The sequence below is a fragment of the Pseudomonas sp. NBRC 111138 genome (assembly GCF_001320835.1).
Classification (GTDB): domain Bacteria; phylum Pseudomonadota; class Gammaproteobacteria; order Pseudomonadales; family Pseudomonadaceae; genus Aquipseudomonas; species Aquipseudomonas paracarnis.
The window spans coordinates 82,228-107,519 of sequence record NZ_BCBO01000013.1 but is presented as its reverse complement, the minus strand read 5'-3'; the positions used below and the strand labels follow the sequence as shown (position 1 = coordinate 107,519).

Genomic DNA, 25,292 nt, shown 5'->3' with positions numbered 1-25,292 from the left:
CTGAAAATGAAAATGCCCCGTATCTCGCGATACGGGGCATTTTTATTGCTGCGATTGATCAGTCATCGCGGCTCATGATGCCGAAGATCTGCAACAGGCTGATAAACAGGTTGTAGATCGACACATACAGGCTGATGGTCGCCATGATGTAGTTACGCTCACCGCCGTGGATGATGGCGCTGGTCTGGAACAGGATGCACACCGAGGAAAACAGCACAAAACCCGCGCTGATCGCCAGTTGCAGGCCGCTGATCTGGAAGAACATGCTGGCCACCACGGCCGCCAGCAACACGAAGAAACCTGCGGTGATGAAGCCACCCAGGAAGCTCATGTCCTTACGGCTGATCAGCACGTAGGCCGACAGACCACCAAACACCAGGGCCGTCATGGCAAATGCCGAGCTGACCACTTCCGCACCGCCGGCCATGCCCAGGTAGCGGTTGAGGATCGGGCCGAGGATAAAGCCCATGAAACCGGTCAAGGCAAACGCCGACACCAGGCCCCAGGCCGAGTCACGCAGCTTGTTGGTCAGGAAGAACAGACCATAGAAGCCGATCAACACGACAAAGATATTCGGGTAGCCGACGCGCATCTGCTGGGCCACGTAAGCCATCACGCCGCTGAATGCGAGGGTAAGGGCGAGCAAGCCGTAGGTGTTGCGCAACACGCGGCTGACTTCAAGCTGCTCAGCCTGCGCGTTGCCATTCACTGCGTAATTCTGTTCGCGCATGGCGACACTCCTTCAGTTTTGAAACGTTCAGTCGCAAAGATCATAACAGACGCCTTGTAACAAGCGATGCAGAGAGTTTGACAGTGTGTTTCATTCGGGTATTATGGCGCCCGCTGACACGGGATGGGCTACTATAATCCCGTGATGCACAAGGGAAATTGGCAGAGTGGTTGAATGCACCGGTCTTGAAAACCGGCGGACGTTAATAGCGTCTCCAGGGTTCGAATCCCTGGTTTCCCGCCAAGATTTACACGAAAGCCTCGCGAAAGCGGGGCTTTTGCGTTTCTGGGGCTTGTCTCAGAAAAACCTCAACAGACTGATCGTTTCCGCATCATTTCCGGCAGTTTCCGCAACCTAGCGCTGATCGCGGTCAGCGTGTCGGCTTCACAATCTCCCCAACACGACGGTAAACCGTCTCGGTTATCCGCTTGTCCGTATGCCCCAGCAGGCGGCTGGCATCGCCCAGGTCCAGAATCTCACTGGCAGCTTTCGGGCGGATGTCACGGAACTGAAACTGTCCAATACTGGATGCAAGAACACCATCGCCTGCCTCTCTGGCGATGGCGATTGCTTTGTCGCGAGCATCGTCAAAGCGTAGCCGGAGCATGTGCTTAGTCACCTGCCTGCCGTCTTCGGTGACTATCAGGTAAGGGTTTCGCACGCCGCGGAAGCGCCTTTGCTCTATCAGCCTTGCAACCAAGGCGCCTAGGTCATTGAGTGCGCCGGCAGCGGTCAGGCGAATGCGTAGCTTCTTCGATGTCTTGCCCTGGGATACTTGCAGGAATTCGTTCACGGCGTCCGCCTCCCGCATGGACAGCGTATCCGCCGGGCGCTGAGCAGTCAGGTAGGCCAGGTCCATAGCGTCACGTAGTTCCGAGGCTGCGACTGCATACACGGCGCCCCAAATTTCCTCAGTGGCGTAGAAGTCACGCGGCACCTCTTTGTTCTTGCGGACGCCGGCAGCGGGGTTGTTTTCGGTCAGCCCCCACTCACGCGCAATGTTGTAGATGTGGGACAGTAGAGATATCTCCCTATTGGCCCGAACCTTGCCAGTCCGGCTGTCCCGGTACTGCGCGATGATCTGTGGCGAAACCGCATCAATGGGAGCGTCGTTGAAAGCCTTGCGAAGCTGTTTAAGGCTCAGCAGGTTGTCACTCTGCGTCTTGGGCTTCTTGCCTGGGATGATCTCCCGCTCGTAACGATCAAACACCTGGGCCAGCAGGGCGTTCTTCTTCGGCACCGGCTTGCAATCAAGCTTTGCCCATTCAGCCTTGGCGATATCCAAATCACCCCCGAGCGGGATTTCCACCCGCTTCCCGTCTTCATTTCTCCCGTCGTAGTAGTAGCCCACCCATTCTTTACCGCCTTTCAGCGTGCGTACGCGCCGAATCATTCGCGGCGGCAGGTCCCTGTTTGCCGCCTTTTTCGCTCGCATCTTTTTATCCTACTCGTGACAAGTCCAACGACCAGGCTTCGGCCGCAACGTTTTCTGCTGAGGGTTTTACGCCTGCCAGCTTCATCCGGGCGTATACCCGGCCCACTACTGGCCGGCGCGCCCGCGTCAGCACGTACTTCCATCCATTCAGGTTGAGCCAGGCGATCTGTCGCGACGGGATCATATAGCCAGTGATTGCCGCGATCTCTTCTTCGGCAAGGGTTTCGCTTTGCATTTCCATCATGTGCACCTCTATGCCTCTGGTTTGTCTAGTGAGCCCGCGGGCCGCGCTGTTTGGATGATGTGGATTGCCAGGCCGAAGCTGATCAGCAACCAGGCGCATGTGCCGGCAAACGCGTAGAGCAGCGCCTCGGTGGTGCCTGTGCCAACAAGGTCAGGCCCGGCCCAGAAGAACCAGCCAAGGGTTCCTACCAAGTACAACAGGGCGCCCAGTACAGTCAGGGTGAGTTTCATAGCGAACATGGGGTGTGTCCTAGCCGCGCGGGGCGGCATATAGGGGATTGGAGTGATAGCTTTCTGCCTATCTTTCAAACAGGACCGAAGCGGTGTACAAAAGGGTTCAACTAAGTTCGTGATGAGGCATGGACGTGTCACACAACTTCGATGCTCCGATAGCGCACGCTTACCGGGGCCACGTGATTTTTCTCAAGTTCGACTGGCGCCGCCCGAACGACCAAAGCCCTGTTGCCGCGAAGATCATTGAAGCTGCACCCATCAATGGCTTGGGTGAGGTTGCAGCAGAGTTGGAAGGCCCCTGGCCTGACTATCCGGCAGCGCTTGATGACGCGATGGCGGCAGCTGAACGATGGATCGACAGTCAGTTGCTCTGACTCCGCTCACCGGCAGGCATGTAGGGGGATTGGGGTTAGGCTTGTTTGGTGCGGAGGTAGCGCCGGCACTGACATTGCAGATCGTCGCAGTGCAGCTCACCAACCCATTCAGGGAATTGGTCGCCCTCGAAGCGCTCAATGCGGGAGTGGACTAGGCCGGTGCGCTTCACGTCCTTTACAAAGCGCTGCAGGTCTTTTGAGTTACCGGCGCGATCAGGCTCATCCCAACGGCTCATCACGAGAAGGCCGCAATTTGTCTTTCCGTGATCCATGAAACCAATGATCTTCGGCGAATCGCTCATGGCCTTGGCCCCTTGTAGATGAATACGTAGGCGAACCAGAGGGTGGCGATCATGGCGTCACCGCCTGCTGTTCCTGGCGCAATGCCTGCTGCACGGATTCGACAATCCGCCGTAGGTAGGTGAACTTGTGGTTTTCTTCCACAGCCTTACCGTCGAGCGGGTAATGCCATTCATCACCGAATAACTCGGTCAGCAGTTTGCTCTGATGCCAGCACTCATTCGAGCTCTCGATACCGCGCAATGAGTCGATTTCATGCCAAAGCTCGCGGGCCTCGTCCTTGCTCAGCTCGCCCAGCTCCCAGTCGTGTCGCCCTGTCTGTTGCCGGCGGCGCTGGACGATGCACTTCTTGGCCAGGGTATGCAGCGCGTTTCCGCTGAAGACCGTGGGGCTGATGCCGCGATCCAAGCAATTCAGGACATAGTCCCAACCGCAGTTCGTGACGAACTCGGCGACGGTACGTGGGCCCATGCCGCCCCAGTACGCATTCCAGCTGTTGTCCCAGCAGTTGATGGTGATCTTGCCCTGGGCCGTCTGGTAGTTCGGATCGGATTCGGTAGGGCAGTCGCGCCGCCCGAAGTCCTCAAGGAACACGGTTATCGGATCGAGGCGTGGTGCACCGGTGATCACCAGCTTCGTTACTGTCGATCGCTCCACCTGGAGAGGCTTGGCGACTTGGCTTTCTTCAGGCATGCCGGGTTCCTTGCCGCTATAGCGGCTGACTTTGAAGGGGGAGGGGTTACAGGTTTTTCGCAGGAGTACGGATGTACTCCTATCGGGATTTGGCGGCACGCTTGCGGAACTCGTAAACCATGCTGCGCAGATCTACCAGTGACTCCTGCAGGTCGCCGCGGGTTGAGTCGATATTTTCGAGCAACTCACCTTCACCATCGTCGCCGCCCTCATCGACGGCCAGAAGGGCCAGGCCGTATGCCTGGAACTTCGCCAGCACATCATCGGCTGACTTGGCCATGTACTCGGCATGCTCAATGGCATAGTCCTTGTCGGAACGCTCATTGGTGACAGGCGCTTCCGGAGCGGCGGCGAGCATGGCGGCCCAGCACAGCTTCGCGCGGAACGCCGCTTGCTGGCAGCCGCTCATTTCTAGGTACTGTTCCCAGACCTCCTCATCGGAAAAGCACTCGTTCGGCTCCGACTCGAAGCCGTTTATCACCATGGTTTCGGTCGGTTCAACCGGCACCAGTTTCCATTGACTGCTCATATAGCCTCCCTCGTTACCAGATCATGGGCATCCACAACGGTCATGCCGAGCTTCTCGGCGATCAGAACCTCCAGCTTTGCGCCCTTTGAATGCTCCCAGCCGGGCAGGGTGGCCACGGTGTCGCAGTCCATCAGGGCGGCAATGTCGCGGCGCATACAGTCGGTCCAGGTGCCGCCTTCTGGGTTTATCTCGGCGGGGTTGGTGACTGTGTGGCCGCTGGCGCGGAGGCTGGCGGTCATGTTGTGGAAGGTGGGGAAGTTCAGCCCTGGCAAGCCGCTCATGGGTCCGCTGAGGTAAATTCGTTTCACGGGGAGTCCTTGCCGAGCCATGCCCAGGCAGTAGAGTGGGGAGTTATTTCTTCTGGAAGGTTTTGGTCAGCGCGGCGTTGACGCTATTGCCGCGCTTCAGCACGACGCGGGCGAGTGCTGCCCGGTCCGCATGGCTGTGGCTGGCCTGACTGAGCAGGCCGAAATAGCTGTTGGCCGTCTCGCGCAGATCCTCGGCCGGCGCCGCGGCTGTTCGCTTCAGGGCCTGGGCCAGTGATCGCTTGCGGGTGGTGCGCCGCCAAGGCTTGATGACGTGGCCAACGAAGTCGACGCCGCGATCCACTGGCTGCAGGATCGTCTTGGTGGGGTTCAACTTGGCGCCGAGCCTGGGCAGGAATGCTTCGACCTCGGCCAGCCATCGGTTCAGCTGCTGAGGCGATTCATGCAGAAACACGAAGTCATCGACATACCGGATATAGTGCTTGGCGCCCAGGCGATGCTTGGCGAACTGGTCCAGTGCATCGAGGTAGACGTTGGCGAAGAACTGCGACGACAGGTTGCCGATCGGCAGGCCGAGGTGCGCGGGCTGGGCTACCAGGCGCTTATGCTGCGGCACCCGGTTGAACAGATGCGCCGGGCTGCGGGTCTCGTAATCCTCACGCGGGTCGTGCATGAGGATCTGCGTAGCCAGGGCCAGCCACCAGGGTTCGGTGATCCTGGCTTCCAGTTGCTTGCGCAGCACGGCCTTATCGATGGCAACGAAGAAGTTGGCTAGGTCGCACTTCAGATAGAAGATCGGCTTTGACCAGTTCTCGCTGGCGCTACGGATCTTTGATTCAAGTCGGGTGGCGGCGTACAGCGTGCCGCGCCCTGGAATACATGCGCAACTGTCAGCTATGAAGCTGGCGTAGAAGCGCGGTGCCACATGGTTGTACATGAGGTGGTGGACGACGCGGTCCCGAAAGGCTGCCGCCCACACTTCGCGGGCTTTGGGTCGGGTGACAACGAAACAAATGGATCGGCCTGGCCGGTAAGTGCCGGCAATCAGGTCGTCGTACAGCTCCAGCAAGTTGATCTCCATATCCTTCTCGAACAACCGGGCACTCGCGGAGTTCCGCTTGTTGCGCCGACAGTCGTAGTAAGCCTGGACGAGATCCTCGAACTGGAAGGGAGCAACACTTAAATCTGCGGACAGGGCGCGCGAGCCGCTCGTTGTTCTTGTCGTTGTTGTTGAGCCAGCCATCTTCAAAGTCCATGTTGTAGGCGTTGTTGGCGGTGCGCTGCGACCTGTCGAGCTATCTACATCGCCGAATCGAAGGCATTACCGATCAGTTCGGAAACTGCGCGAGACCTACGCGGACGCTTTAGACCGGCGGTATCTGTTGTGCGCATGGCGGTGACCCGGAGGTCAGCGGCTCGACCAGATTTTGCGCACAGGCAAGAGGGCCTTGACCCTCAAGCAGCGGGCGCGGTTGCGGACTTCTTCCAGGCGTTTGCCTGTCGACCTACAGAGGCCGTCATCTTCATTGCCTTGGCGTGCTGCCCCTTGCTGATCAATCCTCGATTGGTGAGGGCGCGCAGCAAGTAGTTGAGCATCCAGATGCTTTCAAGTAGGAGGTTGATCTGGGGCAGTTTGTCCCGGGTCATGTTGGCCCGGCCGATCAGCACCAGGACCTGCAAGCACTCGTCCCGGATCTTTGCCCCGACAACCTGTTTGAGGTCGCGCGGGATATTGCGCACCAGGTCAAGCGAAAGCCCGAGCAATTCCTCGGCTACCTTGTGGATTTCCAAATCCGTATGCAGCGCCATCCCTGGCCTCCTGAAAAGCGAGGGTGCTATTGCACCCATGAATGAAGAATTGAATGATCAAATAAACTTTCTGCGGACAGGGCGCGCGAGCCGCTCGACGTACTTGACGTGGTAGAGGAGCCAGCCATCACCAAAGGCCATGTAGTAGGCGTAGAGGGCGGCGCGCTGCGAACTGGTCCAGTGGTAAGCCTGGGTGAATACCTGTGGAACCGTGATTTCGAGGAAGGACGCCTCACGACGCGCCATAAGATAGAAGTCCTTGTGCCCGTCACGCTCGAATGCGGCGCAAAACTGGGCGGCAGGGTGGTCATGCTCCCGGTTGCTACTTGCCAGGTATGCGGTGTTCTCCTGTCCATCCCATAGGGATTTGGCACCGTCGAGTTCCTGGCCGTAGCCGCCCCACTCATGGGCCGCCTCAGCATCGCTGCCAGTCGGCACGATCAAGTAGTAGGGTTTGTCACCGCCAGGGAATAGGCCCCCGTTCACGCCGCCTTCACCGGGCCAGTATTGGCCGATGGCAGGGATATGGCTTTCGGTGACTGCGGGCTCAGTGGCAAGGGCGAGCGTTGCGAGCTTGAGCACCATCGATTGGTCCGGACTGCTGATAACCAAATCGCCTTGGGTATACGTGGTCAGTTGATTTGCGCGCATGGGATGCTCCTGTAAGCGAGATAAGGGTGCAGGTAGCCGGCGCTTCCCGACGAGCTTCTGGTCTGAGCGCCGTCCTGGCGCTCCCGGGAATCACCTGCGAAAAACGAATGAAGAAATGAATTACTGAATGATGAGGCTGCGGACAGGGCGCGCGAGCCGCTCGTCGCCCTCGCCGGTGAGGCTGAGCCAGCCATCTTCAAAGTCCATGATGTAGGCGGTGTAGGCGGCGCGCTGCGAGCTCAGCCAATGGAAGCGCTCTTCGTTCAGCACCACCAGGCCATCGGCCTTGGCTGCCATCACCAGCTGCCCCTCAAGGCAGGACGGGATGTGGCCACCCAACTCCAGCGCCTTGATGGCAATCACGCTGCCAGCTTCAGCCATTGCACGGGTGTTGGCTTCGCCGTCGCTGTAACTGCCTGCGCCTTTGATCTCGACGCCGTACTCGCCCCACGGCCCGCTGAGTTCGTCAGGCAACAGGATCAGGGCGCGCTCTACACCGTTGAGCCAGTAGCGGGTGACGAACACGCCGCCGGCCAGAGGTTGGCCGCGCTCTGGGAGTTCGGCGGCGAGTACTGTTTGCTGTGCTTGCTTGGTCATGGAATTACTCCGGGTAAGCGCCGCCCTCCGGAGTCCGGTGGTGGCAATTTGGTTTGGGTTGGGGTATTACGGGTGACCGGCATGGAGCCGGGTCATGGAGAGAGCAGATGAGCTTTGATGCGATAGCAGTTAATGATCTGGTGCGGATTCTGGCTGCCGGTGCGGCACTGGAGTTGAATGCCCAAGGCAGACAAGTCAATGATCTTGTTCGTCTGGCCGCAGCATCAAGTAAAGGTGGTGGCTTAACACTAACGGGTGTCGGAGGCTTGCCAACGAATGATCTGGTTCGATTGGGTGCTGCGGGTGGTGGCAAAGTTACGCTGAAGTGGTAACAGCCACCGGCTCACAAACTTCATCGTCAGGCTCGGGCGGATCGTCGGCCAACGATTTCATTCCGGCTGCCTGAATGATGCGCGACACCTTTTCAGAAACAACAAAAGGTGTCGTGACACACTTGAGCATCTGGGCCTGGGTATCGAAGTCAGCGGCAATCAGGTTGATGATCAGCCGCTGGTGAATGTCTTGCTGGTTGTTGATGCCGTGGGCCTTCATCACCTTTCGAAGATCGCCCTTGAACACCCCGGCCACTTCAACCGTAAACTTCTCGACGCCCAATGCAGCGTCCTTCGCTGCTGCCTTCTCGCGCTTGCGGCGCTGCTTCTTGGCTTCCGCTGTCAGCTCTTCCTCGGCCATGGCCTACCTCTTCGATTTCATGTGCTGGCAAATCAAGCCATGCCTGCCGCCGGCGCTTTCGCACCTGGTTGCTGATCCGCCTCATGGGTTGCTGGGCAGCTTGAAGTTGTTTTCGCTGGCGATCAGCCTGGCGCGCTTGTAGTCAACGCCGGCTTCCAGGCAAGCCTCGTGCAGCGAATACCCATCGTCGACAAGGCGCTTTAACCGCGGCGCTATCTTGTCCCGCACGGCGCGCAGCTTCTCGCTACGAGTGCTTTTGATTGGTCCGCCTTTCTCGCCTGATACGCCGCTGGCGATTTCTTCAACTGAATTGCCCGCGCCGAAGAACGCATCCATCTGGCGGTTAAGGTCGGCAATCACAGCGTCTTTCGGGTTTGGCGTCGGTACGCCGATCATTGCGCACCACCCGACAGCGTCACCTTCACGCCGTCTGCACGAGATTCCAGGGCCTGGGCAAAGTTGCTGGCATCCTTCCAGGTCCAGCGGAAGCCCTTCACCTTTCCGGTGGCGAGCTCCACGATGTGGTAAGCCTTGCCGGCGGTGCGGATCTGAAAGCGAATCTTCTGCACGGGTGGCTCCATGCCGATGATGGCGTAGAAGTCTTCGGTGGCGATGCGGGAGCGAACGTGCAGGGCCGCAACCCCGTCTACGCGCTGTTGAATTAATGCGTGCATGGTGGATACCTCAGTGGGTTGCGTTTATTCGTCAGCACCCTGACCGCCTGGTATGTGCCGGTGGGCCCAGGGGAGGGTGCTGACGGGTAAAGGCGCGCAAAAGAAAGGCCCGTTGGACGTTCGGGCCATTCTCGGATGCAGTCGTTTGAGTTTTTGGCGGGACCGTCAGCGCCAGAACGCCGAGACCCCGGTGGGACATCGCCATGCCTCACGGTGGAGGCGCACTTGATCGCCTGGCACGCTTGCGAGCACTCGAGGTTCTGGCCTCTCGAAACTCAGCGTGGCACCGATCAGGATCAGTAGGAGCATGGTGTTCTCCAGTTGGTGGTTGATGCAGGTGGCCGCATAGCGGTATTGGTCGTCCGCATCGGGGTGTGATCTGTCGTCCGGTCTTGGCTGCCCGGCTTACCGGCTTTCGCCTCCAATATTCCTCCGCTCCGGCTTCCCATTACTGGGCCCACCCATTGCGGGGCAAACAGATCACACTCCGATGCGGCCTGGTGCTGGGGAGTACCAGGTGCTCGGGCCTGGGCTTGCACCGGACTTCCACGTCACCATTACTTTTATATGGGGTTCATACGTGTAGTTCGCCCATTTCCGTAGGCCTCTGCCATCCCGCTGCCCACTCATTGAATGGGCAGAAGTGATGTTTATTCGGCCTGCAGCGCTTCGATTGCCTGGCGGTAGTCGGCAGCGTTAGAGCGGTTGGTAGCGGCACTTTCGTGTTCGCCTTCGCGCTCCTGGATGGCTGCGTTGTTTTCGCAGTTGGATGCGTGGGTTTCGAGCTGGGAGATTGCTGTAGCGTGCTTCATGGTGGGTGCCTCTGGTGGATGAATTAGGCGAGCAACACGGGTTGTTCGGCCCGGCGCACCATCCGCACCTGGGCCGTACGGCGTTCCGGTACTCGGCGATCACGACGCATTGAGTCGTCACCGATCATTGCGTGCATGGCGATCAGGCTGGCCAGGACGAAGCACATCGGCGAGATGATCTGCCGGCGCATGGCTTCGGCGACCGCCGCTGTCTGGCGGGTCACGCCAAGCTTGAACATGGCGCAGGAAAGACGCTTGGCCACGGTGCAGGCCGCCACGTCGAACTGGCGGGCAATCTCCTTTGCTGTCTTGCCCTGGGCGGTGCCCAGCAGGTACTGAACTTCCTTTGGCGCAAGGCCGCGTCCGAGATGACCCTTCCATGCGCCGCTGATGATTGTTGCGTCCATTTCGAACCCTCGGGGAAATTAGTAGGTGGCCAGCGGCCACCTCACCACTGCCCAGGTGACGGGCTTTGCGCTAGGCTGAGCGCTCTCACACAACACAGCCTGCAAAGGAGGGCGAACTTGCTATGCGCAAATTCATACTGAAGTACGGATATGACTTTGATGACTCATGCCCGAAGAGCTACGAGAGCGATGAGCCGATCAAGGTTGGTGATGCCATCTTGGTAGCCAATGGCTTTTGGCATGCCGTCACGGACATTCGAATTCTGAAAAGAGATATTCAGCTAACTCTTTCGAAGTCCTCTCAATCTCCCCAGGAGGCAAAGCTTGTAATGAAGCAGCTATTGTCCGGCTGAGGACAATCGTCGCGAACTTCAAGCAGCTGATCGGGGCAATGTCCTCACTCGGATACATCAGGCTCATTTTCGTCCTGAGGCCTGGGTCCCCATGACAAGCCAAGGTCATCAGGGCGGCTTCAATTCGCTCCTGCAGAGTTGGCGCGGCAACCCTTCGTTCGTCTGCGTTCATGGTTATGCTCCGGTTGTTTTCCCAATGCACCCGGACAACCAGGTGCATCAGTGAAAATTTCCGTCCCTTCGGCGCTGCTGGCGCGGTACGGGCTCATTCAAATTGTTCACCTGGTCGCGGCCCAGCCCACCAGAACACTTTTTTTGATCGCTTTACGCTGCGCGCCTTGGGTAGTGGCCACCCATCTGAACCGTTGAGGCCGGTTCATCGCTGCCTTCCATCTGGCCGGTTGTTATCCGGCGATGGAGTAAATATCTCCCATGGAAATATTCGTGTCAACTCCAATGGAGATAATTATTTTCGAAGGCGATAAAAACCCGCTCAGCGGCGGGTAGTCATTGGAAGAGGTACGGGGGCGTCGAAGATCGGCTATAGCATGCCGCCGCGCCAGACAACTCGACCGATAATCCGGACCTCGTTTATTTCTCCGTCGCGCAGCGTCTCATCGCCGTAGCGAGCCTTGTCTGGATTATCACTGCGGATAATCCAGCCATCGAAGTCTGACTTGATCAGGCGCTTCACTATCGTGCCTTTCGACTCGCTCTGCATGGCAAAAATTTGCCCATCCTTGGGTTCGAGTCTGGATTCATCAATCAGCAGCACGTCGCCATCGTTAATGGTCGGCTCCATGCTGTGCCCGTTGGCATAGATCACATCAAGGTGGCGGTGGTTCAGATGATTGGCGCGCAGCCATTCCGATTTGAACGCCATGACGCCACGGATCTCGACGTGTGAGTTGTCTTCACCATCTCCGGTAGATCCGCGAGCGGTGAGCTGGAGCACGCCTGTATAGCTCTTATCATCAGCCAGATCAAAGTGCCGGGGCGGAATGCGCTGCGGAGTCTCTGCGTCGTTGGCGGCGCTGGAATTGACTCCTGCCGCTGACGCCATCTCACCAATTTCTTCTGCAATTCGAGAGCTAAAGCTTTTCACCGGGACTTCGAGAAGCTTAGCCATGCCTACAGCGAGCTTATGACTTATCGCGCGGTGCCCGTTCAAATGGCTTCCTAGCGTTCCCTGGCTCATGCCAAGCGACAACGCAATTTCTTCTTGGGTAAGTCGTTTTTCTTTAGGGCGCTGAGAGTTAAAAGCCGAAAGGGCCGCCTTCAGAGCAGCACATTCAGCCTTTTCCCAGTCATGCAGCGGGCGTCTTTCGTTAGTCATTTCTCAAGAATATTCCCAAAGGCAATAACTCACCATCTCCAATGGAGTTGCAAAGTATCTCCATGGGAGATAATCTCGCGCCATGGATACCAACGGAGATATGGCGATGAGCCGCATCACTCTCAAAGAGTTCGCAGTGGAAAAGGGCCAGACCAAAGCGGCCTCCCTTTTGGGCATGAGCCAAGGCGCCTTGAACAAGGCCTTGCGCGTTGGCCGCGATATTTTCGTAACCGAGCGTGCGGATGGCTCTTTTGTTGCGGAAGAGGTAAGGCCTTTCCCGTCCCAGAGATCAGTAGCGTAAGCACTTGATAGGAAGATTTTCCGCCAATTGCGAGAGGGGTAAAAGTGATTTGGATTAGCTGTTGATTCATCCAGTACCCAAATCGCAGACATAAAAAAACCGCCTGGCAGGGCGGTCCTTTCAACAACTTGTAAAACACAGTGGGGCCATTATGAACACCAATACCGCTCCAGGCAATACCCCCCATGTCGCGACACTTTTTCGTCATGAACAAAACGTGTCGCGACACACTATGTCTTCACGCGAAATCGCCGAGCTGGCCGGCAGCACGCACGACAACGTGCTGAAAACCGTCCGGGCCTTGGTTGCAAAGGGTGTCGTTTCTTCAAACGACACCCCCTATATCCACCCGCAGAACGGTCAGGTCTATCGGGAGTTCCTGCTTTCCCAGCGCGACACTCTGGTGGTGGTCTCCGGCTACAACGTCGAACTGCGCGCGCGGATCATTGATCGCTGGCAGGAGCTGGAGGCGAGGGCGGATCAGTTCCAAATTCCGGCGACCTACGCAGAGGCACTTCAGGCGGCCGCCGACCAAGCCAAGGAAAACCAATCTCTTCGACTGGTTATTCTGGATCAGGCACCGAAGGTCGCTGCCATCAAGCGCCTGGCATCGGCCTTCGGCGCGATCTGCATTAGCGATGCCGCCAAACAACTTCAGGTTCCGCCGTCCCGGCTGTTCCTGTGGCTGGAGAAGAACCGGTGGATCTTCCACCGTGGTGGTTCCAAACGTTGGACCGCCTACCAGCCGCGTATCACCTCCGGCTATCTGGTCCACAAGGTCACGGCGCTGAAGAGCGACCCCGAGACCGGCGAGGATCGTGCAGCCTTCCAACCCCTCGTGACACCCAAAGGCTTGGCCTATTTGGCTGAAAAGAATATCGGAGCTTCGCTGTGAGCGTTCAAGCAATGTCATGGGCGCTCTCTTTGCCCGTTCAAACCCTCAAAGACTCCAGCGCTCGGCATGTGCTGCTGTGCCTGGCCAACTATGCCGGCTCCAACGGTACCGGCGCCTTTCCATCTGCTTCCACCCTGGCCCAAGACACAGGCCTATCCGAACGTACCGTACGTTACAAGCTGGACGATCTGGAGAAGTCCGGGCTGATCCAGAAGGGCAACCAGGCTATCGCGGCTGTGCATATCGATCGCCATGACCGCCGCCCAGTCGTTTACGACCTTCAGATATCGCGGGGTGCAAATCCTGCACCCCGAACAAAACGGGGTGCAGATGACGCAACGGGGTGCAACCCACAACAGAACGGGGTGCAGCCTGGAACAGAACGGGGTGCAGCAGTTGCACCCAATCCACCACTTAACCATCAAGGAACCGAAGAGCAGCTGCAGCAGCGCGAGATTGATGCCGCGCTCGCCGAACAGAACAACGCCGCCATCGAACCGCAGGACGATCGCCAGCGCTTCGCCATGTTCGCCACCTGGGTTCCGAACGAGAAGGGGCTGTCCGATCAAATCACTATCGCCGGGCTTCCTGCCGATGCGGTCCCTGAAGCGGCGATTCGGGCGTTCATGGGGTTCTTCGTCGCCAAGCCATCAACCATCGACACCTCCGCCGGCTGGTGCTACCGGCTGGTTCAGTGGGTCAAGCGCGAACGCGTGAAAGCTTCGGGGCAGGGCAAGGCGCCTGACTTCGATGACACCAGCTGGGCGAACGATCTGGGGGATCTGTGATGGAAATTAAAAAGCCACGCAGCACCGAGCAGCTGCTCAGCACGATGGGCAATCTTCCGCCGGTAATGCTGGTTCAGCCGAAGCAGTTGCCGCCGGGTACTGCCGACGTCGTGAACGCGCTGTTCAAAGAATTGCAGGCAATTTTCCCGGCCTGGAAACAGGCTTGGCCTGATGCCGAATCGCTGAATGCCGCCAAGCGCAGCTGGATCAAGGCGTTCATCGTTGCGGGGATAACGACCCTTGAGCAGATCCGGTACGGACTGCAGAACTGCCGGCAGATCGGCGGAGACTTTGCGCCAAGCGTCGGCAAGTTCATCAAATGGTGCCAGCCGACTCCCGAGATGCTAGGCATCCCTTCCCACGACAAGGCGTTCCGCGAGGCGCTCGAAAACTCCCACCCAAGCCGTTTTGGTGCGCGCACCTGGTCTCACCCGGCGGTCCGTCACGCTGCTTTGCAGTGCGAACTGCATAACCTCGGCGAATTGATCCCCGAGAAGGCCAGCAAGGTGTTTGACCGGGCTTACGACATAACAATTCGCCGCTTGGTGCAGGGGCTTCCGCTTGAAGAAATCGCCGTGGGCATTGGTTACGACGGCAACAAATCGGCCGCCGAGCTGGCTTCGGAGCTCACCGAGCGAGTTGCCTGTGCGCAGGTCGCCCGGATGGGTATCAAGACGGATGGCAAGGCCGCCCGCCAAGAGTTGCTGGCCAGATTCGGTATCGGGAGGCTCAATGAGCAAACTTACGAAGGCCGCGCGTGATCGTGACTGCCAGGTTCGGTTCCCTGGCTGTTCTTGCGAGCCGTCCACCACAGTTCTGGCGCACTACCGCCTGGCCGGTACCTGCGGCATGGGCATGAAACCCAACGACTTCCAGGCGGCCTGGGCCTGTGGCTACTGCCACGACATTGCCGACGGACGCCTGCGTGCGCCCGGGGAGCTGACCAAATACGAGGTCCGCCTGTTCCTCGCCGAAGGCGTCATGCGCACCCAAGACATCCTGATCAGTGAAGGAAAGGTGAAACTTTGAAGCCATTCATTGCGAAGCCAGTGCGCGCCAAGTCCATCGACCGTGAGGGCCTGGAGCAGGCCGCGCTGCTCAAGGAAGTCGCGCTGCGTTACCCAGTCGCCGCCAAGCTCATTTTTCACGTCCCGAACGGTGGGCACCGGCACAAGCTGGTGGCGATCAAGCTGAAAGAGCAGGGCGTGAAGGCGGGTGTTCCCGACCTGGTACTGCCCATGGCCCGCGGCGGGTACTTCGGCCTTTACATCGAATTCAAAGCCCGGGCGCCCTATGACGCCGCAGTCTCCCCGGCCCAGGACGCATACCTGCAGGCGCTGACCGATCAGGGTTACCTGGCCATCGTCTGCCGCGGGCACGTCGACGCCCTTGAGGCAATCCGGGCTTACCTACTTCAACCACAGACGAGGGCTGCGGCATGATCGAGCCAATCAAGATGAATCCGTGCCCATTCTGCGAAGGGCCGCCGTGCATCATTGCGCACAACTGGATTTCCCAGGAAGAGGTGTTCGAAGAGCACAAGCAGAACGAAGACTTCGATGAAGCGTACGAGGCGCATGTCTGGTGCCATGACTGCGGCGCCCAAGGCCCAAAGATCAATACGTGCTCGCTCGGCACATTTGAGCATATCTACGACCTCGAGGTGGCTGACGTGATGCGGATCGCCATCGAGCGCTGGAATGAGCGACACAACAGGGCTCGTGGTTGCTACGACGGTGGCGAGAAGGAAGGCTTGAATATCTGGCCGAGGGCATCATCATGAGCAGCGCCGCCGTAAAAATCACCGACGCCGAGATCAAGCGCCAGGCCGCCGGCGCCGTGCGGGATCTGCGGGACACAGACAACCGCGGTCTTTACCTGCGCTTCACCAAGGCCCGTGACCGCGCGTCCTGGTATCTGGTCAAAAAGCGCGAGTGGAACCTGATCGGCAGCTACCCCGACCTGAACACCAAGCAGGTGGTTGCGGCACTCCCGGCCATTCGCCTGCGCCTGGAAGCGGGCGAGGGCTCCAGTCTTTCGAAGTGGGCAACCGTCGGTGAGCTGCTGTCCTGGTACGCCGAGCGCATGGCCCGTGATCGCAACCTGTCGAGCAAGCGCAAGAAAACCGGCGCCTCGGCTATCAAATGCCACCTGATCCCGCGACTGGGCGACCTTTCCTTGAATGGAGTAGACAAGGCCGCACTGGACAGCCAGTTGATGTGGCCATTGCAGGAGACGCTATCCATCGATTACGTGCGCCTGGTGTTCCAGCTCCTTGCCCTGGCCTTTCGCCAGGCATTCAAGCTGGGCCTGATCGCCTCTAATCCCATGGCCGGCATCAAGTTCAGCGACTTCTCCAAGGCCAAGGTCGGCATCAAGCCGTCCCGGCTGCGTGGCGTCCAGTTACCTGAAGTGCTCGAGCAATTGGCTGACGTGTTCGTCTCAGCTCCGCGTGACGCCATGCTGGCCCTGTTGATGCTGTGTCACGGTACCCGCATCGGTGAAAGCCGGTTGACGCAGTGGCCGCACATCAGCCTGGCCGAGCGCGAGTGGTTCATCCCTGGCGACCACACCAAGACCGGCGTCGAGCATCACCTGCCGCTGACCGAGCAGATGTGCGAAATCCTGAAGCGTTACCGCGACTGCCAGTACGCCAATGGCTACGACGGGCAGTACGTGTTCCCGGCTCGCAACGGCAAGCCACTGAGCGAGGGCCAGGCCAGTGCCGTGTTCACGCGCCTGGGACGTGGTGAGTGGACCAGCCACGACCTGCGCAAGGTGGCCCGCACCGGTTGGGCAGATATCGGCATCGACCACTTGATCGGTGAACTGCTGATTAACCATGCCATGGGTCACAACGTGAAGGTGTACATCCAATCCGACGTGATGGGGCGCAAGCGCGATGCCTTGGAGAAGTGGCACGCGCATCTAGACCAGCGTGGTTTTGCCCTGATTCACGGGTTGACCGGCGTTAGAACGGGAGATTCCGGTAATTCGCTGGAAGCCACGGAAAGCAAGGGCTGCAAGGCCATTCAAGAATCAACCATAGGCGAGGTTTAAAAACGATGAAAAAGCAGCATGGCCCCGCCTTTCGCCGGGAATTGAAGTTCATCGTTGAGTGCTCCGTTTGCCGAGGCACTGGCATTTACACGGGTGTCTTTCATCAAATGACCTGCGAGAACTGCCATGCCTCCGGCTGGGTTTGCGGGAGAACGCTTAAAGCGCTGCCGCTCATCGATGTTGTGCAGGTGCTTAACACCAGACTGCGTGAGGCGCTGGACGAGATTGCCAAGGCGAACCGCGCTGCCGGTGGCGCGCATCAGCAGTACGAACAGAACAACCGTCGCGGCGCCGGCGGCACCAACTACACAGGGGATTGAACCATGGCTATGTATAAGGACGTGATGAGCACCCTGGTTCGGGTGCTGGCAGCAGACAACATCGACAACAGCACCAAGCAGTCATGGCAGAAACTTATCGACGCCGATCTGCGCCAGGGCGGCACGGGTAGCACGCTGTCGGTCAGGGACAAGTTCGATTACGACTGCTGCCTCTATGCGTTGCTGCACCGTCAGCTCGACCCGGCCCAGTGGGATGTGCTGGTGGCCAAGTACTCCACGCACAAGGCCAACAAGGTCGGTGCCATTGGCAGGTTGGTAGCGCGCATGGTTTCGCCGGCACCGCAGCTGTTCATCTATAAGGCGCTGACGGCCTGGGCCATACCGAAGCTGAAGGGCGTTCAGGTTGGTAAGCGGTCCACTGACATGATCGTGCTGCCTGTCGAGTTCTACGACATGAACACCTGGGACCTGGCCGGCTCGCCGGAACGCACACGCCGCAACTGGCGAGGCGGAATCCACAAGCGTTTGGAGAAGCTCGAAGAGCAGGCCGTGATCCATGCGACCGAGATATTCGACAGCGAACAAATCTTTGTAGATGCCGCTTGACCCATTGGCCGACTGGCCGTAAATTAACCCCATCATGTCGATCTTGCGCGTTATGAGAGACGACCAAAAATTCTGAGCCCCGCCACTGTGCGGGGCTTTTTCGTTTCTGGAGTATCGGATGGATCCAAACGACCTCGGCCCTGGCGCCTTTGCTTGGCTGGGCGGCAGCGGCACCATCCTGCTCGGCGTCTTTCTCTGGCTGAGGAAGTTCCTCTCTAGGGATGCCACAGAGCGCGTCATGGACAATGCCGACATCGGCACCGTGCGGCGCCTGAACGAGCTGCTTGATTCGGAGCGTGTCGCTCGCAAAGAGGCCGAGGCCCGAGCCGATCAGTTCGCCAAAGAACGCAATGAACTGGCCGCAGCTGTAGGTCGAATGGAAGGGCGCATTGATGCGCTGACCAGTCAGGTCGCTCAACTCACTGACAAGGTGACATCGCAGAGCCAGGAGATCTCCCGTCTGCGCACTCAACTTGGAGGTAACAACTGATGGAAAGATGCGCAATCAACTTCATCGCCCGCCATTGGTGGAGGCGCTTCGAGGTCTGGGTCATCGCGCTCGCTCTCGTTGGTGGCGGCGCCATCTTTGGCTACCAGGCCGCGTACTGGTCTCTTGCCGAGAAGCAGAGCAACCAGGTCACCGACATCCGCAAGGCCTATGACACCGCCATGGACGAACGTGACAAGCGACTTGAAGAGCTGACTCGCAAGACTGGCACCGCTGCTGACAAGGCGTCGAGGGCTGCGACTACCGCAGCCCAGGCCGCGGACAAGGCGGATGAAGCGCTCAACCGAGTAGGCCAGTGATGGCTTGCAGTGGATGCGCTGCTCGGCGCGAATGGATAAACAAGATGACGAGGCTGGCATATGAGCGAGCAGGAAAACTATTCAGACCAGAGCCAGAAGGTGAGCCCGAAGAAGGGCGACCTGTTGGTGGTGACCACCCCGCACCCCCTGACGGCGGAGCAGCGGAAAAGGATGGCAGACAGCCTCGCACCCGTGGCTGATCGGATGGGCGTTCAGATGCTTGTGCTTGATGGTGGTGCGACTGCTCAGTTGCAGCCAGGTATTCAAGGTCTGCTGGATGAGCAGAAGAAGCAGACGGCGATCCTCGAGCGGATGGCCGAGCAGCAAAGCCTGTTGATCCAGGCACTGGCAGAGGACCAGGGCGAGCACGACCCTGATGCTCGCCCGCTGACATACATGGACGGCACCCCGTGCCGCTGAGACCGCAGAAGCCGTGCAACGCCCAGGGCTGCAACACGCTGACCCGCAACCCTCGGTACTGTGATGAACATGCCCACCTGCTTAAGAGTTCGACCTGGGCCAAGCCTCGAGAGAGCAGCACCAAGCGCCACTACAACTACAAGTGGCAGCAGGCTCGGGCAGGTTGGCTGGCCAAGCATCCGCTGTGCAGATGCTGCGAGCAGGTAGGCAAGGTGGTCGCGGCGACGGATGTTGACCACATCATCCCGCACAAAGGTGACATGACCCTGTTCTGGGATCGTGACAACTGGCAGAGCCTGTGTGGTCCGTGCCACTCCAGCAAAACGGCCTCCGAGGACGGTGGTTTCGGCAATTCCCGGCGCTGAAAACAGAAAAATGGCCGAAAAGCAGTGAAAAACGAACAAATGAGAACTATTCGCGCAGAAAGGGAGGGGGAGGGTCGAAAGTCTGGGCCTTTTCGCTTCTAGACCGCGCCCTCAATCGTTTTTTCACACCCGCGAAATTAAAAATCCAGGAGTTGCGCGATGGGAGGCACCGCCACGGTCGCCGGCCGTGGTCGCAAACCCAAGCCGACGGCCAAGAAATTGCTCGCCGGAAATCCTGGCAAGCGAGCGCTCAATAAGGCCGAGCCAGAGTTTTCAAAAATCACAGATGTCGATCCGCCTGAGTGGTTGAGCAATCGCGCTGCCCAGATGTGGCGCATGGTTGTACCCGAATTGCTGCGCGAAAACGTCGTGGCGATCACCGATCTGCACAACGTCGAAGCGTTCTGCGTTGCGTATGACAACTGGCGCATGGCCCAAGAGTCAGTCCAGCAGCACGGAATCGTGGTGGCTGGTGCGCAGGGCGGCCCGATAAAGAACCCAGCACTGACCGCTGCCAACGAAACGATGCGTCAGATCGTGACCTTCGGCTCGATGCTTGGGCTCGATCCGGCCAGTCGTACGCGCCTGATCGGCGGTAACAAGGAGAAAGAAACCAACGAATTTGCCAACCTGCTGAGAACCTGATGACCAAATCTGCCCACCCCAATGTCGACAAGGCGATGGCGTGGGGAAGGTCTCTGTTGCGCGGGAAGGTTCCTGCGTGCCGTTACATCCACCAGGCGGTGCAGCGCCACTTCGATGATTTGGCTGCCAGCCGCAAGCGCGCATTCCGCTTCAAGTTCGATCCAGCCAAGGCCGAGAAGAAGCTCAAGCTGATGCAGCTGTTGCCGCACACTAAAGGCGAATGGGCATTCAAGCGACAACTGATCACTCTTGAGGCCTGGCAACTGTTCGGTATTGCGGTGACGTTCGGCTGGGTCAGGAAGAAGGGTGGCTACCGACGGTTCCGCGAAAGCTATTGGGAGGTTCCCCGCAAGAACGGAAAGTCAGTCGTTGCTGGTGGTGTTGGCATAAGCATGTTCGTCGCCGATGGTGAGTACGGTGCCGAGGTGTATGCAGGTGCCACGACAGAGAAGCAGGCCTGGGAAGTGTTCCGCCCGGCGAAGCTGATGGTCACCAAGTCGCCAATGCTGGTGCAGGCCGCCGGCATTGAGGTGAACGCCTCGAACATGAACATCCCATCGGACTTCAGTCGTTTCGAGCCGCTGATCGGCAACCCAGGTGATGGTGCCTCACCAAGCTGTGCCATCGTCGACGAATATCACGAACACCCAACGTCAGCCCAATACGACACCATGCTCACCGGTATGGGGGCCAGGCGGCAGCCGTTGATGTTCATCATCACCACCGCCGGCTCCGACATTGAGGGTCCTTGCTACGACAAGCGCCGCCAGGTAATCGAGATGCTCGAGGGCACCGTGCCCGACGATGAGTTGTTCGGCTGGATCTGGACGCTTGATGAGGGGGATGACTGGACTGACCCGAAGATGTTGGCCAAGGCCAACCCGAACCATGGGGTGTCGGTGTTCCAGGAGTATCTGGAGAGCCAGCAGGCCAGAGCGATTCGCTCAGCCAGATTCACCAACACCTTCAAGACAAAGCACCTAAATCTCTGGGTGAGTGCCAAGTCCGGCTTCTACAACATGGAAAGCTGGAAGGCTTGCGAGGACACCACGCTGACCCTGGAGCAGTTCGAGGGCCAAGAGTGGAATGCAGGTTTCGACCTGGCGCGCAAGCTCGACATGAACTCAAGGGCTCGCCTGTTCTGGCGAATGATTGACGGGAAAGTCCACTACTACAGCGTGGCCCCGAAGTTCTGGGTTCCCTACGACACCGCATTCAATACCGATAACAAGCGGATGTCTGAGCGGTTTCAGGCATGGATTCACTCCGGGCACTTGGAAGTAACTGATGGGGCCGAGGTCGATTACCGAGAGATCTTGGAGGATACGAAAGAGGCAAATCATCAGGCTCCTTTGCGGGAGTCGCCAATCGACCCATTTGGTGCCACTGGGTTGAGTCACGATCTGGATGATGAGGGTTTCAACCCAATTACCACCACCCAGAACTACACCAACATGTCGGACCCAATGAAAGAGCTGGAAGCCGCTATTGAGTCGGGCCGGTTCCATCACGACGGCAACCCGATCATGACCTGGTGCATCGGCAACGTCATTGGGAAAAATCTTCCAGGTAACGATGACGTGGTGCGCCCGATCAAGCAGGGCGACGACAACAAAATTGACGGGGCTGTGGGGTTGATCATGGCGATCGGTCGCGTTCTCGCGAACCTGCACCCAGACGACACCCTTTCTGACCATATCTCCAAGCACGGAATTCGAACCCTATGACCGAAGAAATCAAGCCGCCAAAGTTGGAGGCGCTGAAAGAGGCTTTGCCTGATCTCGTCGGCGTGCTTGGCCTGGCCTTGCTGACTCGAGGGTTGTGGGTGTGGATGGGTGAGCCTTTGGCATTGACTGTATGTGGGGCGCTACTGATCACCCTGTCTGTGTACTCAATCGTGCGAGGTGGACGCTGATGCTTCGTTCACTTCTTGGGAGGAAAAACGACACACAGGTCATTGATACGCCGGAGAAGCTTGCCCAAGCGCTGGGCGCTGGCTATGAAAGCAATGCCGGCCAACGGGTAACAACCACCAGCGCTATGCAGCAACTTGTTGTATTCAACTGCGTGCGGGTGCTGGCGGAGTCGATGGGGATGCTGCCTTGTAGGCTTTTGAAGCAAACGGGCCGCGTCCGATTGCCTGCCACGGGGCACCGGCTCTACCCCCTGATCACCATGGCCCCCAATAGCTACATGACCGCCCAGGAGTTCTGGGAGATGTTGGTGGCGTGTCTTTGTCTTCGCGGTAATTTCTACGCCTATAAAGTGAAGGCGCTGGGCAACGTGGTTGAGCTTCTACCGCTCAACCCGGACATCGTTACGCCAAAGCTCAAGGATGATTGGACAGTTGAATACAAGGTCAATTTCAAATCGGGCGTTCAAACGCTAACCCAGGATGAGATTTGGCATGTTCGTTTGTTCACGCTGGATGGGCTCAACGGGCTGAATCCGATTGCCTATGCGCGTCAGGCGCTGGGGCTAGGCCAGGCGATGGACGCTCACGCTGCCAAGCTGTTCACCAACGGCGCCGTAACTAGTGGTGTCCTGCGGACCGAGCAACAGCTCACCGACGAAGCGTTCGCGCGGCTCAAGGCGGATTTTCAGGGCGAGCACATGGGCGTGGCCAACGCCTATAAGCCGATGATTCTGGAGATGGGGCTGGACTGGAAGCCGATCAGCCTTAACGCCCAAGACACCCAGTTCATCGAATCAAAAAAGCTTACCGAGTCGCAGATCTGCGGCTTGTTCCGCGTGCCGCCGCACTTGGTGGCCAGCATGGAAAAGATGACGCTCAACAACATCGAACACATGGGCATGAGCTTCGTGAACTACTCGCTGGTTCCGATCATGACTCGTATTGAGCACCGCATTCAGGTCGGCCTGCTCAGCGAGAAAGACCGCCTGACGCATTACGCCAAGTTCAATGCTGGGGCCCTGATGCGTGGTGACCTCAAAGGCCGCTACGAATCCTATGGCAAGGGCATCCAATGGGGGATTTTGAGCCCCAACGACTGCCGCGAACTGGAAGACGAAAACCCCCGCGAAGGCGGCGATATCTATCTAACCCCGATGAACATGACTACCAAACCAGAGGCTGCCGACGATGCAGACAAAACAGCGTCTTGACCGACCGCTCACCATTAAATCGGTCAGCGAAAGCGGCGAGTTCGAGGGCTATGGCTCTGTGTTTGGTGTCGAGGACAGCTACGGCGACGTGGTTGTTCGCGGGGCATTCACGGCCAGTCTGGCCAAGTGGAAAGAGAAGGGCCGCCTGCCGGCCATGCTCTGGCAGCACAACATGAACGAACCGATCGGCATCTACACCGAGATGCGTGAAGACGATGTGGGGTTGTTCTTCAAAGGGCGCCTGCTTATTGAGGATGACCCGCTTGCCAAGCGTGCCCATGCGCACATGAAGGCAGGCAGCCTGACCGGGACCTCCATCGGCTACATGCTCGATGACTACGAGTATGACAAGGAGAAGGGAGTTTGGATTCTGAAGGCCATCGACCTTTGGGAGCTCTCCCTGGTCACGTTCCCGGCCAACGATGAGGCCCGGATCACTGATGTGAAATCTCTGCTGGCCCGCGGCGAAACACCGCCGCCCAGCAAAGTGGAGCGAGCCCTTCGAGAGGTTGGGTTTTCTGGCTCCCAGGCCAAGGCCTTTATGGCCAAGGGCTACGGCGCAGTTTCACCGCGAGAGGCGGATGCCGACGATGCAATGCAATCCCTCAAATCTTTACTGACCCGCATTTAAGGAGCCTCTCATGGCTGTTGAAAAGAAAGATATCGATGACGTCGCCGAAGCCCTGGGCAAGAAGTTCGACGAATTCAAAAAGACCAATGACAAGCGCATTGATGGCCTAGAAGAAGAAAAAGGCAAGCTGTCCGGCCAGGTCGATACCCTCAACGAGAAGTTGAGCGAGTTGGATGAGCTGAAAAGCAATCTGGAAAAAGAGCTGTTGTCCCTCAAACGCCCAGACGGCACCGGCACCAAGGCCGCCAGTGAGCACAAGGCCGCATTCATGCAGTTCGTGCGCAAGGGTGTCGAGACCGGCCTGGGCGAACTGCAGGCCAAGGCATTGCAGGTCGGCGTTGATGCAGATGGCGGTTTTGCGGTTCCCGAAGAGCTGGACCGCAGCATCATCGAACTGCTGCGCGATACATCGCCTATGCGTCAGGTCTGCAATCAGATCACCGTTGGTAGCCCAGACTACAAGCGCCTGGTGAACCTGGGCGGCAACGGCGCGGGCTGGGTAGGTGAAACCGATCCGCGTCCTGCGACCAACACTCCAAAGCTCGGCAACATCTCTGCGTTTATGGGTGAGCTGTACGCCAACCCACAAGCCACTCAGACCAGCCTTGACGACATCTTCTTCGATGCTGAGGGCTGGTTGAATGGCGAGGTTGCCCGCGACTTCGCCGAGAAAGAAGGGAATGCCTTCCTGGTGGGTGATGGCGTTAACAAGCCCAAAGGCCTGCTGGCTTACGGCCTGGATTTGAAGGCCGACGATGAGCGTGCGTTCGGTGTTCTGCAAAAGCTCGTCTCTGGCACCGCCGGCGCGATCACTGGCGACAGCCTGATCAACCTGATTCACGCCCTCAAGGCAGGCTACCGCGCTAACGGCACCTGGATGATGGGCAACCTGACCGTTGCTTATGTCCGCAAGCTGAAGGACAGCGAGGGCAACTACCTGTGGCGCCCAGGCCTGGAAGCGGGCGCGCCGTCGGTCCTTCTGGGCTACGGCATCACCGAAAACGAAGACATGCCGGATGTCGCCGCCGATGCCAATGCCATTGCATTCGGCGACTTCAAGCGCGCTTACACCGTTGTCGACCGTATCGGCACCCGCGTGCTGCGCGACCCCTACACCAACAAGCCGTTTGTTGGCTTCTACACCACCAAGCGCGTCGGCGGCATGCTGGTCGACTCCCAGGCCGTGAAGATTCTCACCCTGAGTGCCGCAGCCTAATTGGGAGGGCGCCTT

41 protein-coding genes and 1 tRNA gene are annotated in these 25,292 nt (G+C 58.6%); 23 read left to right on the top strand and 19 right to left on the bottom strand.

The window, feature by feature from the left end; genetic code table 11:
* Positions 1 to 58: 58 nt before the first annotated feature.
* Positions 59 to 730, bottom strand: coding sequence for a Bax inhibitor-1/YccA family protein (locus APH41_RS02435; RefSeq protein WP_003192030.1), 672 nt, complete (start codon positions 728 to 730; stop codon positions 59 to 61).
* Positions 731 to 882: 152 nt separating this feature from the next.
* On the opposite strand from APH41_RS02435, the gene APH41_RS02430 reads away from it, so the two are divergent.
* Positions 883 to 973: transfer RNA gene (locus APH41_RS02430), tRNA-Ser, on the top strand.
* Between the two features lie 127 nt (positions 974 to 1,100).
* Here the strand turns inward: APH41_RS02430 and APH41_RS02425 are convergent.
* From APH41_RS02425 to APH41_RS02415, 3 genes are read right to left on the bottom strand one after another with little or no spacing between them, the layout of a single operon-like run.
* Entirely contained in the window at positions 1,101 to 2,165 is a 1,065-nt protein-coding gene (locus APH41_RS02425) for a tyrosine-type recombinase/integrase (protein WP_054917232.1), read from the bottom strand.
* A gap of 4 nt (positions 2,166 to 2,169) precedes the next feature.
* Complete coding sequence (locus APH41_RS02420) at positions 2,170 to 2,406, bottom strand: DUF4224 domain-containing protein (RefSeq protein WP_032872120.1); 237 nt, start codon at positions 2,404 to 2,406, stop codon at positions 2,170 to 2,172.
* An 11-nt stretch (positions 2,407 to 2,417) separates the two neighbouring features.
* The gene (locus APH41_RS02415) at positions 2,418 to 2,648 is read right to left on the bottom strand and encodes a hypothetical protein (RefSeq protein ID WP_019816723.1); all 231 of its coding nucleotides are present in this window, start codon (positions 2,646 to 2,648) and stop codon (positions 2,418 to 2,420) included.
* Positions 2,649 to 2,767: 119 nt separating this feature from the next.
* On the opposite strand from APH41_RS02415, the gene APH41_RS02410 reads away from it, so the two are divergent.
* Positions 2,768 to 3,016 (top strand): hypothetical protein, encoded by a 249-nt coding sequence (locus APH41_RS02410; RefSeq protein WP_177333543.1) that lies wholly within the window; start codon positions 2,768 to 2,770, stop codon positions 3,014 to 3,016.
* 35 nt (positions 3,017 to 3,051) lie between these two features.
* Here the strand turns inward: APH41_RS02410 and APH41_RS02405 are convergent, their stop codons facing one another.
* The 8 genes from APH41_RS02405 to APH41_RS02370 all read right to left on the bottom strand — a co-directional run bounded on the left by APH41_RS02405 (position 3,052) and on the right by APH41_RS02370 (position 7,861).
* On the bottom strand, positions 3,052 to 3,318 hold the full coding sequence (locus tag APH41_RS02405; RefSeq protein ID WP_054917230.1) for a hypothetical protein: 267 nt from the start codon (positions 3,316 to 3,318) through the stop codon (positions 3,052 to 3,054).
* A gap of 49 nt (positions 3,319 to 3,367) precedes the next feature.
* Positions 3,368 to 4,009 (bottom strand): hypothetical protein, encoded by a 642-nt coding sequence (locus tag APH41_RS02400; RefSeq protein ID WP_054917228.1) that lies wholly within the window; start codon positions 4,007 to 4,009, stop codon positions 3,368 to 3,370.
* 79 nt (positions 4,010 to 4,088) lie between these two features.
* Complete coding sequence (locus APH41_RS02395; RefSeq protein ID WP_054917226.1) at positions 4,089 to 4,538, bottom strand: hypothetical protein; 450 nt, start codon at positions 4,536 to 4,538, stop codon at positions 4,089 to 4,091.
* Entirely contained in the window at positions 4,535 to 4,846 is a 312-nt protein-coding gene (locus tag APH41_RS02390) for a DUF4406 domain-containing protein (protein WP_054917224.1), read from the bottom strand. Before APH41_RS02390 ends, APH41_RS02395 begins: the two co-directional genes overlap by 4 nt.
* A 43-nt stretch (positions 4,847 to 4,889) precedes the next feature.
* Entirely contained in the window at positions 4,890 to 6,047 is a 1,158-nt protein-coding gene (locus APH41_RS02385) for an RNA-directed DNA polymerase (RefSeq protein WP_177333542.1), read from the bottom strand.
* A gap of 212 nt (positions 6,048 to 6,259) precedes the next feature.
* Positions 6,260 to 6,613: a four helix bundle protein gene (locus APH41_RS02380; RefSeq protein WP_054917220.1), complete on the bottom strand. Its 354-nt coding sequence runs from the start codon at positions 6,611 to 6,613 to the stop codon at positions 6,260 to 6,262.
* Positions 6,614 to 6,670: 57 nt separating this feature from the next.
* The gene (locus tag APH41_RS02375; protein ID WP_054917219.1) at positions 6,671 to 7,264 is read right to left on the bottom strand and encodes a hypothetical protein; all 594 of its coding nucleotides are present in this window, start codon (positions 7,262 to 7,264) and stop codon (positions 6,671 to 6,673) included.
* 120 nt (positions 7,265 to 7,384) lie between these two features.
* Entirely contained in the window at positions 7,385 to 7,861 is a 477-nt protein-coding gene (locus APH41_RS02370; protein ID WP_054917216.1) for a hypothetical protein, read from the bottom strand.
* A 107-nt stretch (positions 7,862 to 7,968) separates the two neighbouring features.
* On the opposite strand from APH41_RS02370, the gene APH41_RS28705 reads away from it, so the two are divergent.
* On the top strand, positions 7,969 to 8,193 hold the full coding sequence (locus APH41_RS28705) for a hypothetical protein (RefSeq protein WP_138761630.1): 225 nt from the start codon (positions 7,969 to 7,971) through the stop codon (positions 8,191 to 8,193).
* Here APH41_RS28705 and APH41_RS02365 read toward each other — a convergent pair.
* The 7 genes from APH41_RS02365 to APH41_RS02340 form a co-directional block, all read right to left on the bottom strand.
* Positions 8,177 to 8,554, bottom strand: coding sequence for a hypothetical protein (locus APH41_RS02365; protein ID WP_054917214.1), 378 nt, complete (start codon positions 8,552 to 8,554; stop codon positions 8,177 to 8,179). The genes APH41_RS28705 and APH41_RS02365 overlap by 17 nt on opposite strands.
* Before the next feature lie 81 nt (positions 8,555 to 8,635).
* Entirely contained in the window at positions 8,636 to 8,950 is a 315-nt protein-coding gene (locus APH41_RS02360) for a hypothetical protein (RefSeq protein ID WP_054917213.1), read from the bottom strand.
* Positions 8,947 to 9,228, bottom strand: a complete 282-nt coding sequence (locus APH41_RS02355) for a hypothetical protein (RefSeq protein WP_054917211.1) — start codon at positions 9,226 to 9,228, stop codon at positions 8,947 to 8,949. Before APH41_RS02355 ends, APH41_RS02360 begins: the two co-directional genes overlap by 4 nt.
* 650 nt (positions 9,229 to 9,878) lie before the next feature.
* Positions 9,879 to 10,040, bottom strand: a complete 162-nt coding sequence (locus tag APH41_RS28700) for a hypothetical protein (protein WP_155290851.1) — start codon at positions 10,038 to 10,040, stop codon at positions 9,879 to 9,881.
* Positions 10,041 to 10,063: 23 nt separating this feature from the next.
* A complete protein-coding gene (locus APH41_RS02350; RefSeq protein ID WP_047711387.1) occupies positions 10,064 to 10,447 on the bottom strand; it encodes a LuxR C-terminal-related transcriptional regulator in 384 nt (127 codons plus the stop codon).
* A 246-nt stretch (positions 10,448 to 10,693) separates the two neighbouring features.
* Positions 10,694 to 10,972 carry a hypothetical protein gene (locus tag APH41_RS28695; protein ID WP_156359019.1) on the bottom strand — a complete coding sequence of 93 codons (279 nt, stop codon included), beginning with the start codon at positions 10,970 to 10,972 and terminating at the stop codon, positions 10,694 to 10,696.
* A 369-nt stretch (positions 10,973 to 11,341) separates the two neighbouring features.
* Positions 11,342 to 12,136, bottom strand: a complete 795-nt coding sequence (locus APH41_RS02340) for a LexA family transcriptional regulator (protein ID WP_156359018.1) — start codon at positions 12,134 to 12,136, stop codon at positions 11,342 to 11,344.
* A gap of 106 nt (positions 12,137 to 12,242) precedes the next feature.
* On the opposite strand from APH41_RS02340, the gene APH41_RS02335 reads away from it, so the two are divergent.
* From APH41_RS02335 to APH41_RS02240, 20 genes are all read left to right on the top strand, one after another.
* Positions 12,243 to 12,437 carry a Cro/CI family transcriptional regulator gene (locus APH41_RS02335; protein WP_054917209.1) on the top strand — a complete coding sequence of 65 codons (195 nt, stop codon included), beginning with the start codon at positions 12,243 to 12,245 and terminating at the stop codon, positions 12,435 to 12,437.
* A gap of 151 nt (positions 12,438 to 12,588) precedes the next feature.
* The gene (locus tag APH41_RS02330) at positions 12,589 to 13,332 is read left to right on the top strand and encodes a phage regulatory protein/antirepressor Ant (RefSeq protein ID WP_082430406.1); all 744 of its coding nucleotides are present in this window, start codon (positions 12,589 to 12,591) and stop codon (positions 13,330 to 13,332) included.
* Positions 13,333 to 13,343: 11 nt separating this feature from the next.
* Positions 13,344 to 14,120, top strand: a complete 777-nt coding sequence (locus APH41_RS02325) for a helix-turn-helix domain-containing protein (protein WP_054917206.1) — start codon at positions 13,344 to 13,346, stop codon at positions 14,118 to 14,120.
* Positions 14,120 to 14,881: a replication protein P gene (locus tag APH41_RS02320; protein WP_054917205.1), complete on the top strand. Its 762-nt coding sequence runs from the start codon at positions 14,120 to 14,122 to the stop codon at positions 14,879 to 14,881. The genes APH41_RS02325 and APH41_RS02320 overlap by 1 nt, the downstream gene beginning before the upstream one ends.
* On the top strand, positions 14,853 to 15,149 hold the full coding sequence (locus APH41_RS02315) for a DUF1364 domain-containing protein (RefSeq protein ID WP_032903588.1): 297 nt from the start codon (positions 14,853 to 14,855) through the stop codon (positions 15,147 to 15,149). Before APH41_RS02320 ends, APH41_RS02315 begins: the two co-directional genes overlap by 29 nt.
* On the top strand, positions 15,146 to 15,562 hold the full coding sequence (locus tag APH41_RS02310; protein ID WP_054917203.1) for a VRR-NUC domain-containing protein: 417 nt from the start codon (positions 15,146 to 15,148) through the stop codon (positions 15,560 to 15,562). The genes APH41_RS02315 and APH41_RS02310 overlap by 4 nt, the downstream gene beginning before the upstream one ends.
* Entirely contained in the window at positions 15,559 to 15,903 is a 345-nt protein-coding gene (locus APH41_RS02305) for a Lar family restriction alleviation protein (protein WP_054917202.1), read from the top strand. Before APH41_RS02310 ends, APH41_RS02305 begins: the two co-directional genes overlap by 4 nt.
* The gene (locus APH41_RS02300) at positions 15,900 to 17,180 is read left to right on the top strand and encodes a site-specific integrase (RefSeq protein ID WP_054917200.1); all 1,281 of its coding nucleotides are present in this window, start codon (positions 15,900 to 15,902) and stop codon (positions 17,178 to 17,180) included. The genes APH41_RS02305 and APH41_RS02300 overlap by 4 nt, the downstream gene beginning before the upstream one ends.
* Before the next feature lie 5 nt (positions 17,181 to 17,185).
* A complete protein-coding gene (locus APH41_RS02295) occupies positions 17,186 to 17,500 on the top strand; it encodes a hypothetical protein (RefSeq protein ID WP_054917199.1) in 315 nt (104 codons plus the stop codon).
* 3 nt (positions 17,501 to 17,503) lie between these two features.
* Complete coding sequence (locus APH41_RS02290; RefSeq protein WP_054917197.1) at positions 17,504 to 18,067, top strand: hypothetical protein; 564 nt, start codon at positions 17,504 to 17,506, stop codon at positions 18,065 to 18,067.
* A 118-nt stretch (positions 18,068 to 18,185) separates the two neighbouring features.
* Entirely contained in the window at positions 18,186 to 18,557 is a 372-nt protein-coding gene (locus APH41_RS02285) for a hypothetical protein (RefSeq protein WP_054917196.1), read from the top strand.
* Positions 18,557 to 18,874 (top strand): hypothetical protein, encoded by a 318-nt coding sequence (locus tag APH41_RS02280; RefSeq protein ID WP_054917194.1) that lies wholly within the window; start codon positions 18,557 to 18,559, stop codon positions 18,872 to 18,874. The genes APH41_RS02285 and APH41_RS02280 overlap by 1 nt, the downstream gene beginning before the upstream one ends.
* 60 nt (positions 18,875 to 18,934) lie before the next feature.
* A complete protein-coding gene (locus tag APH41_RS29590) occupies positions 18,935 to 19,294 on the top strand; it encodes a hypothetical protein (protein ID WP_054917193.1) in 360 nt (119 codons plus the stop codon).
* Positions 19,285 to 19,659 carry an HNH endonuclease signature motif containing protein gene (locus APH41_RS02270; protein WP_054917191.1) on the top strand — a complete coding sequence of 125 codons (375 nt, stop codon included), beginning with the start codon at positions 19,285 to 19,287 and terminating at the stop codon, positions 19,657 to 19,659. The genes APH41_RS29590 and APH41_RS02270 overlap by 10 nt, the downstream gene beginning before the upstream one ends.
* Before the next feature lie 159 nt (positions 19,660 to 19,818).
* Positions 19,819 to 20,304 carry a phage terminase small subunit P27 family gene (locus APH41_RS02265; protein ID WP_054917190.1) on the top strand — a complete coding sequence of 162 codons (486 nt, stop codon included), beginning with the start codon at positions 19,819 to 19,821 and terminating at the stop codon, positions 20,302 to 20,304.
* Complete coding sequence (locus APH41_RS02260) at positions 20,304 to 22,031, top strand: terminase large subunit (RefSeq protein ID WP_054917188.1); 1,728 nt, start codon at positions 20,304 to 20,306, stop codon at positions 22,029 to 22,031. Before APH41_RS02265 ends, APH41_RS02260 begins: the two co-directional genes overlap by 1 nt.
* On the top strand, positions 22,028 to 22,219 hold the full coding sequence (locus APH41_RS02255) for a hypothetical protein (protein WP_034127824.1): 192 nt from the start codon (positions 22,028 to 22,030) through the stop codon (positions 22,217 to 22,219). Before APH41_RS02260 ends, APH41_RS02255 begins: the two co-directional genes overlap by 4 nt.
* Positions 22,219 to 23,430, top strand: a complete 1,212-nt coding sequence (locus tag APH41_RS02250) for a phage portal protein (protein ID WP_054917187.1) — start codon at positions 22,219 to 22,221, stop codon at positions 23,428 to 23,430. The genes APH41_RS02255 and APH41_RS02250 overlap by 1 nt, the downstream gene beginning before the upstream one ends.
* Positions 23,408 to 24,061, top strand: coding sequence for an HK97 family phage prohead protease (locus APH41_RS02245; protein WP_034127822.1), 654 nt, complete (start codon positions 23,408 to 23,410; stop codon positions 24,059 to 24,061). The genes APH41_RS02250 and APH41_RS02245 overlap by 23 nt, the downstream gene beginning before the upstream one ends.
* A 10-nt stretch (positions 24,062 to 24,071) precedes the next feature.
* Positions 24,072 to 25,277 (top strand): phage major capsid protein, encoded by a 1,206-nt coding sequence (locus APH41_RS02240; protein WP_054917185.1) that lies wholly within the window; start codon positions 24,072 to 24,074, stop codon positions 25,275 to 25,277.
* Positions 25,278 to 25,292 lie beyond the last annotated feature (15 nt).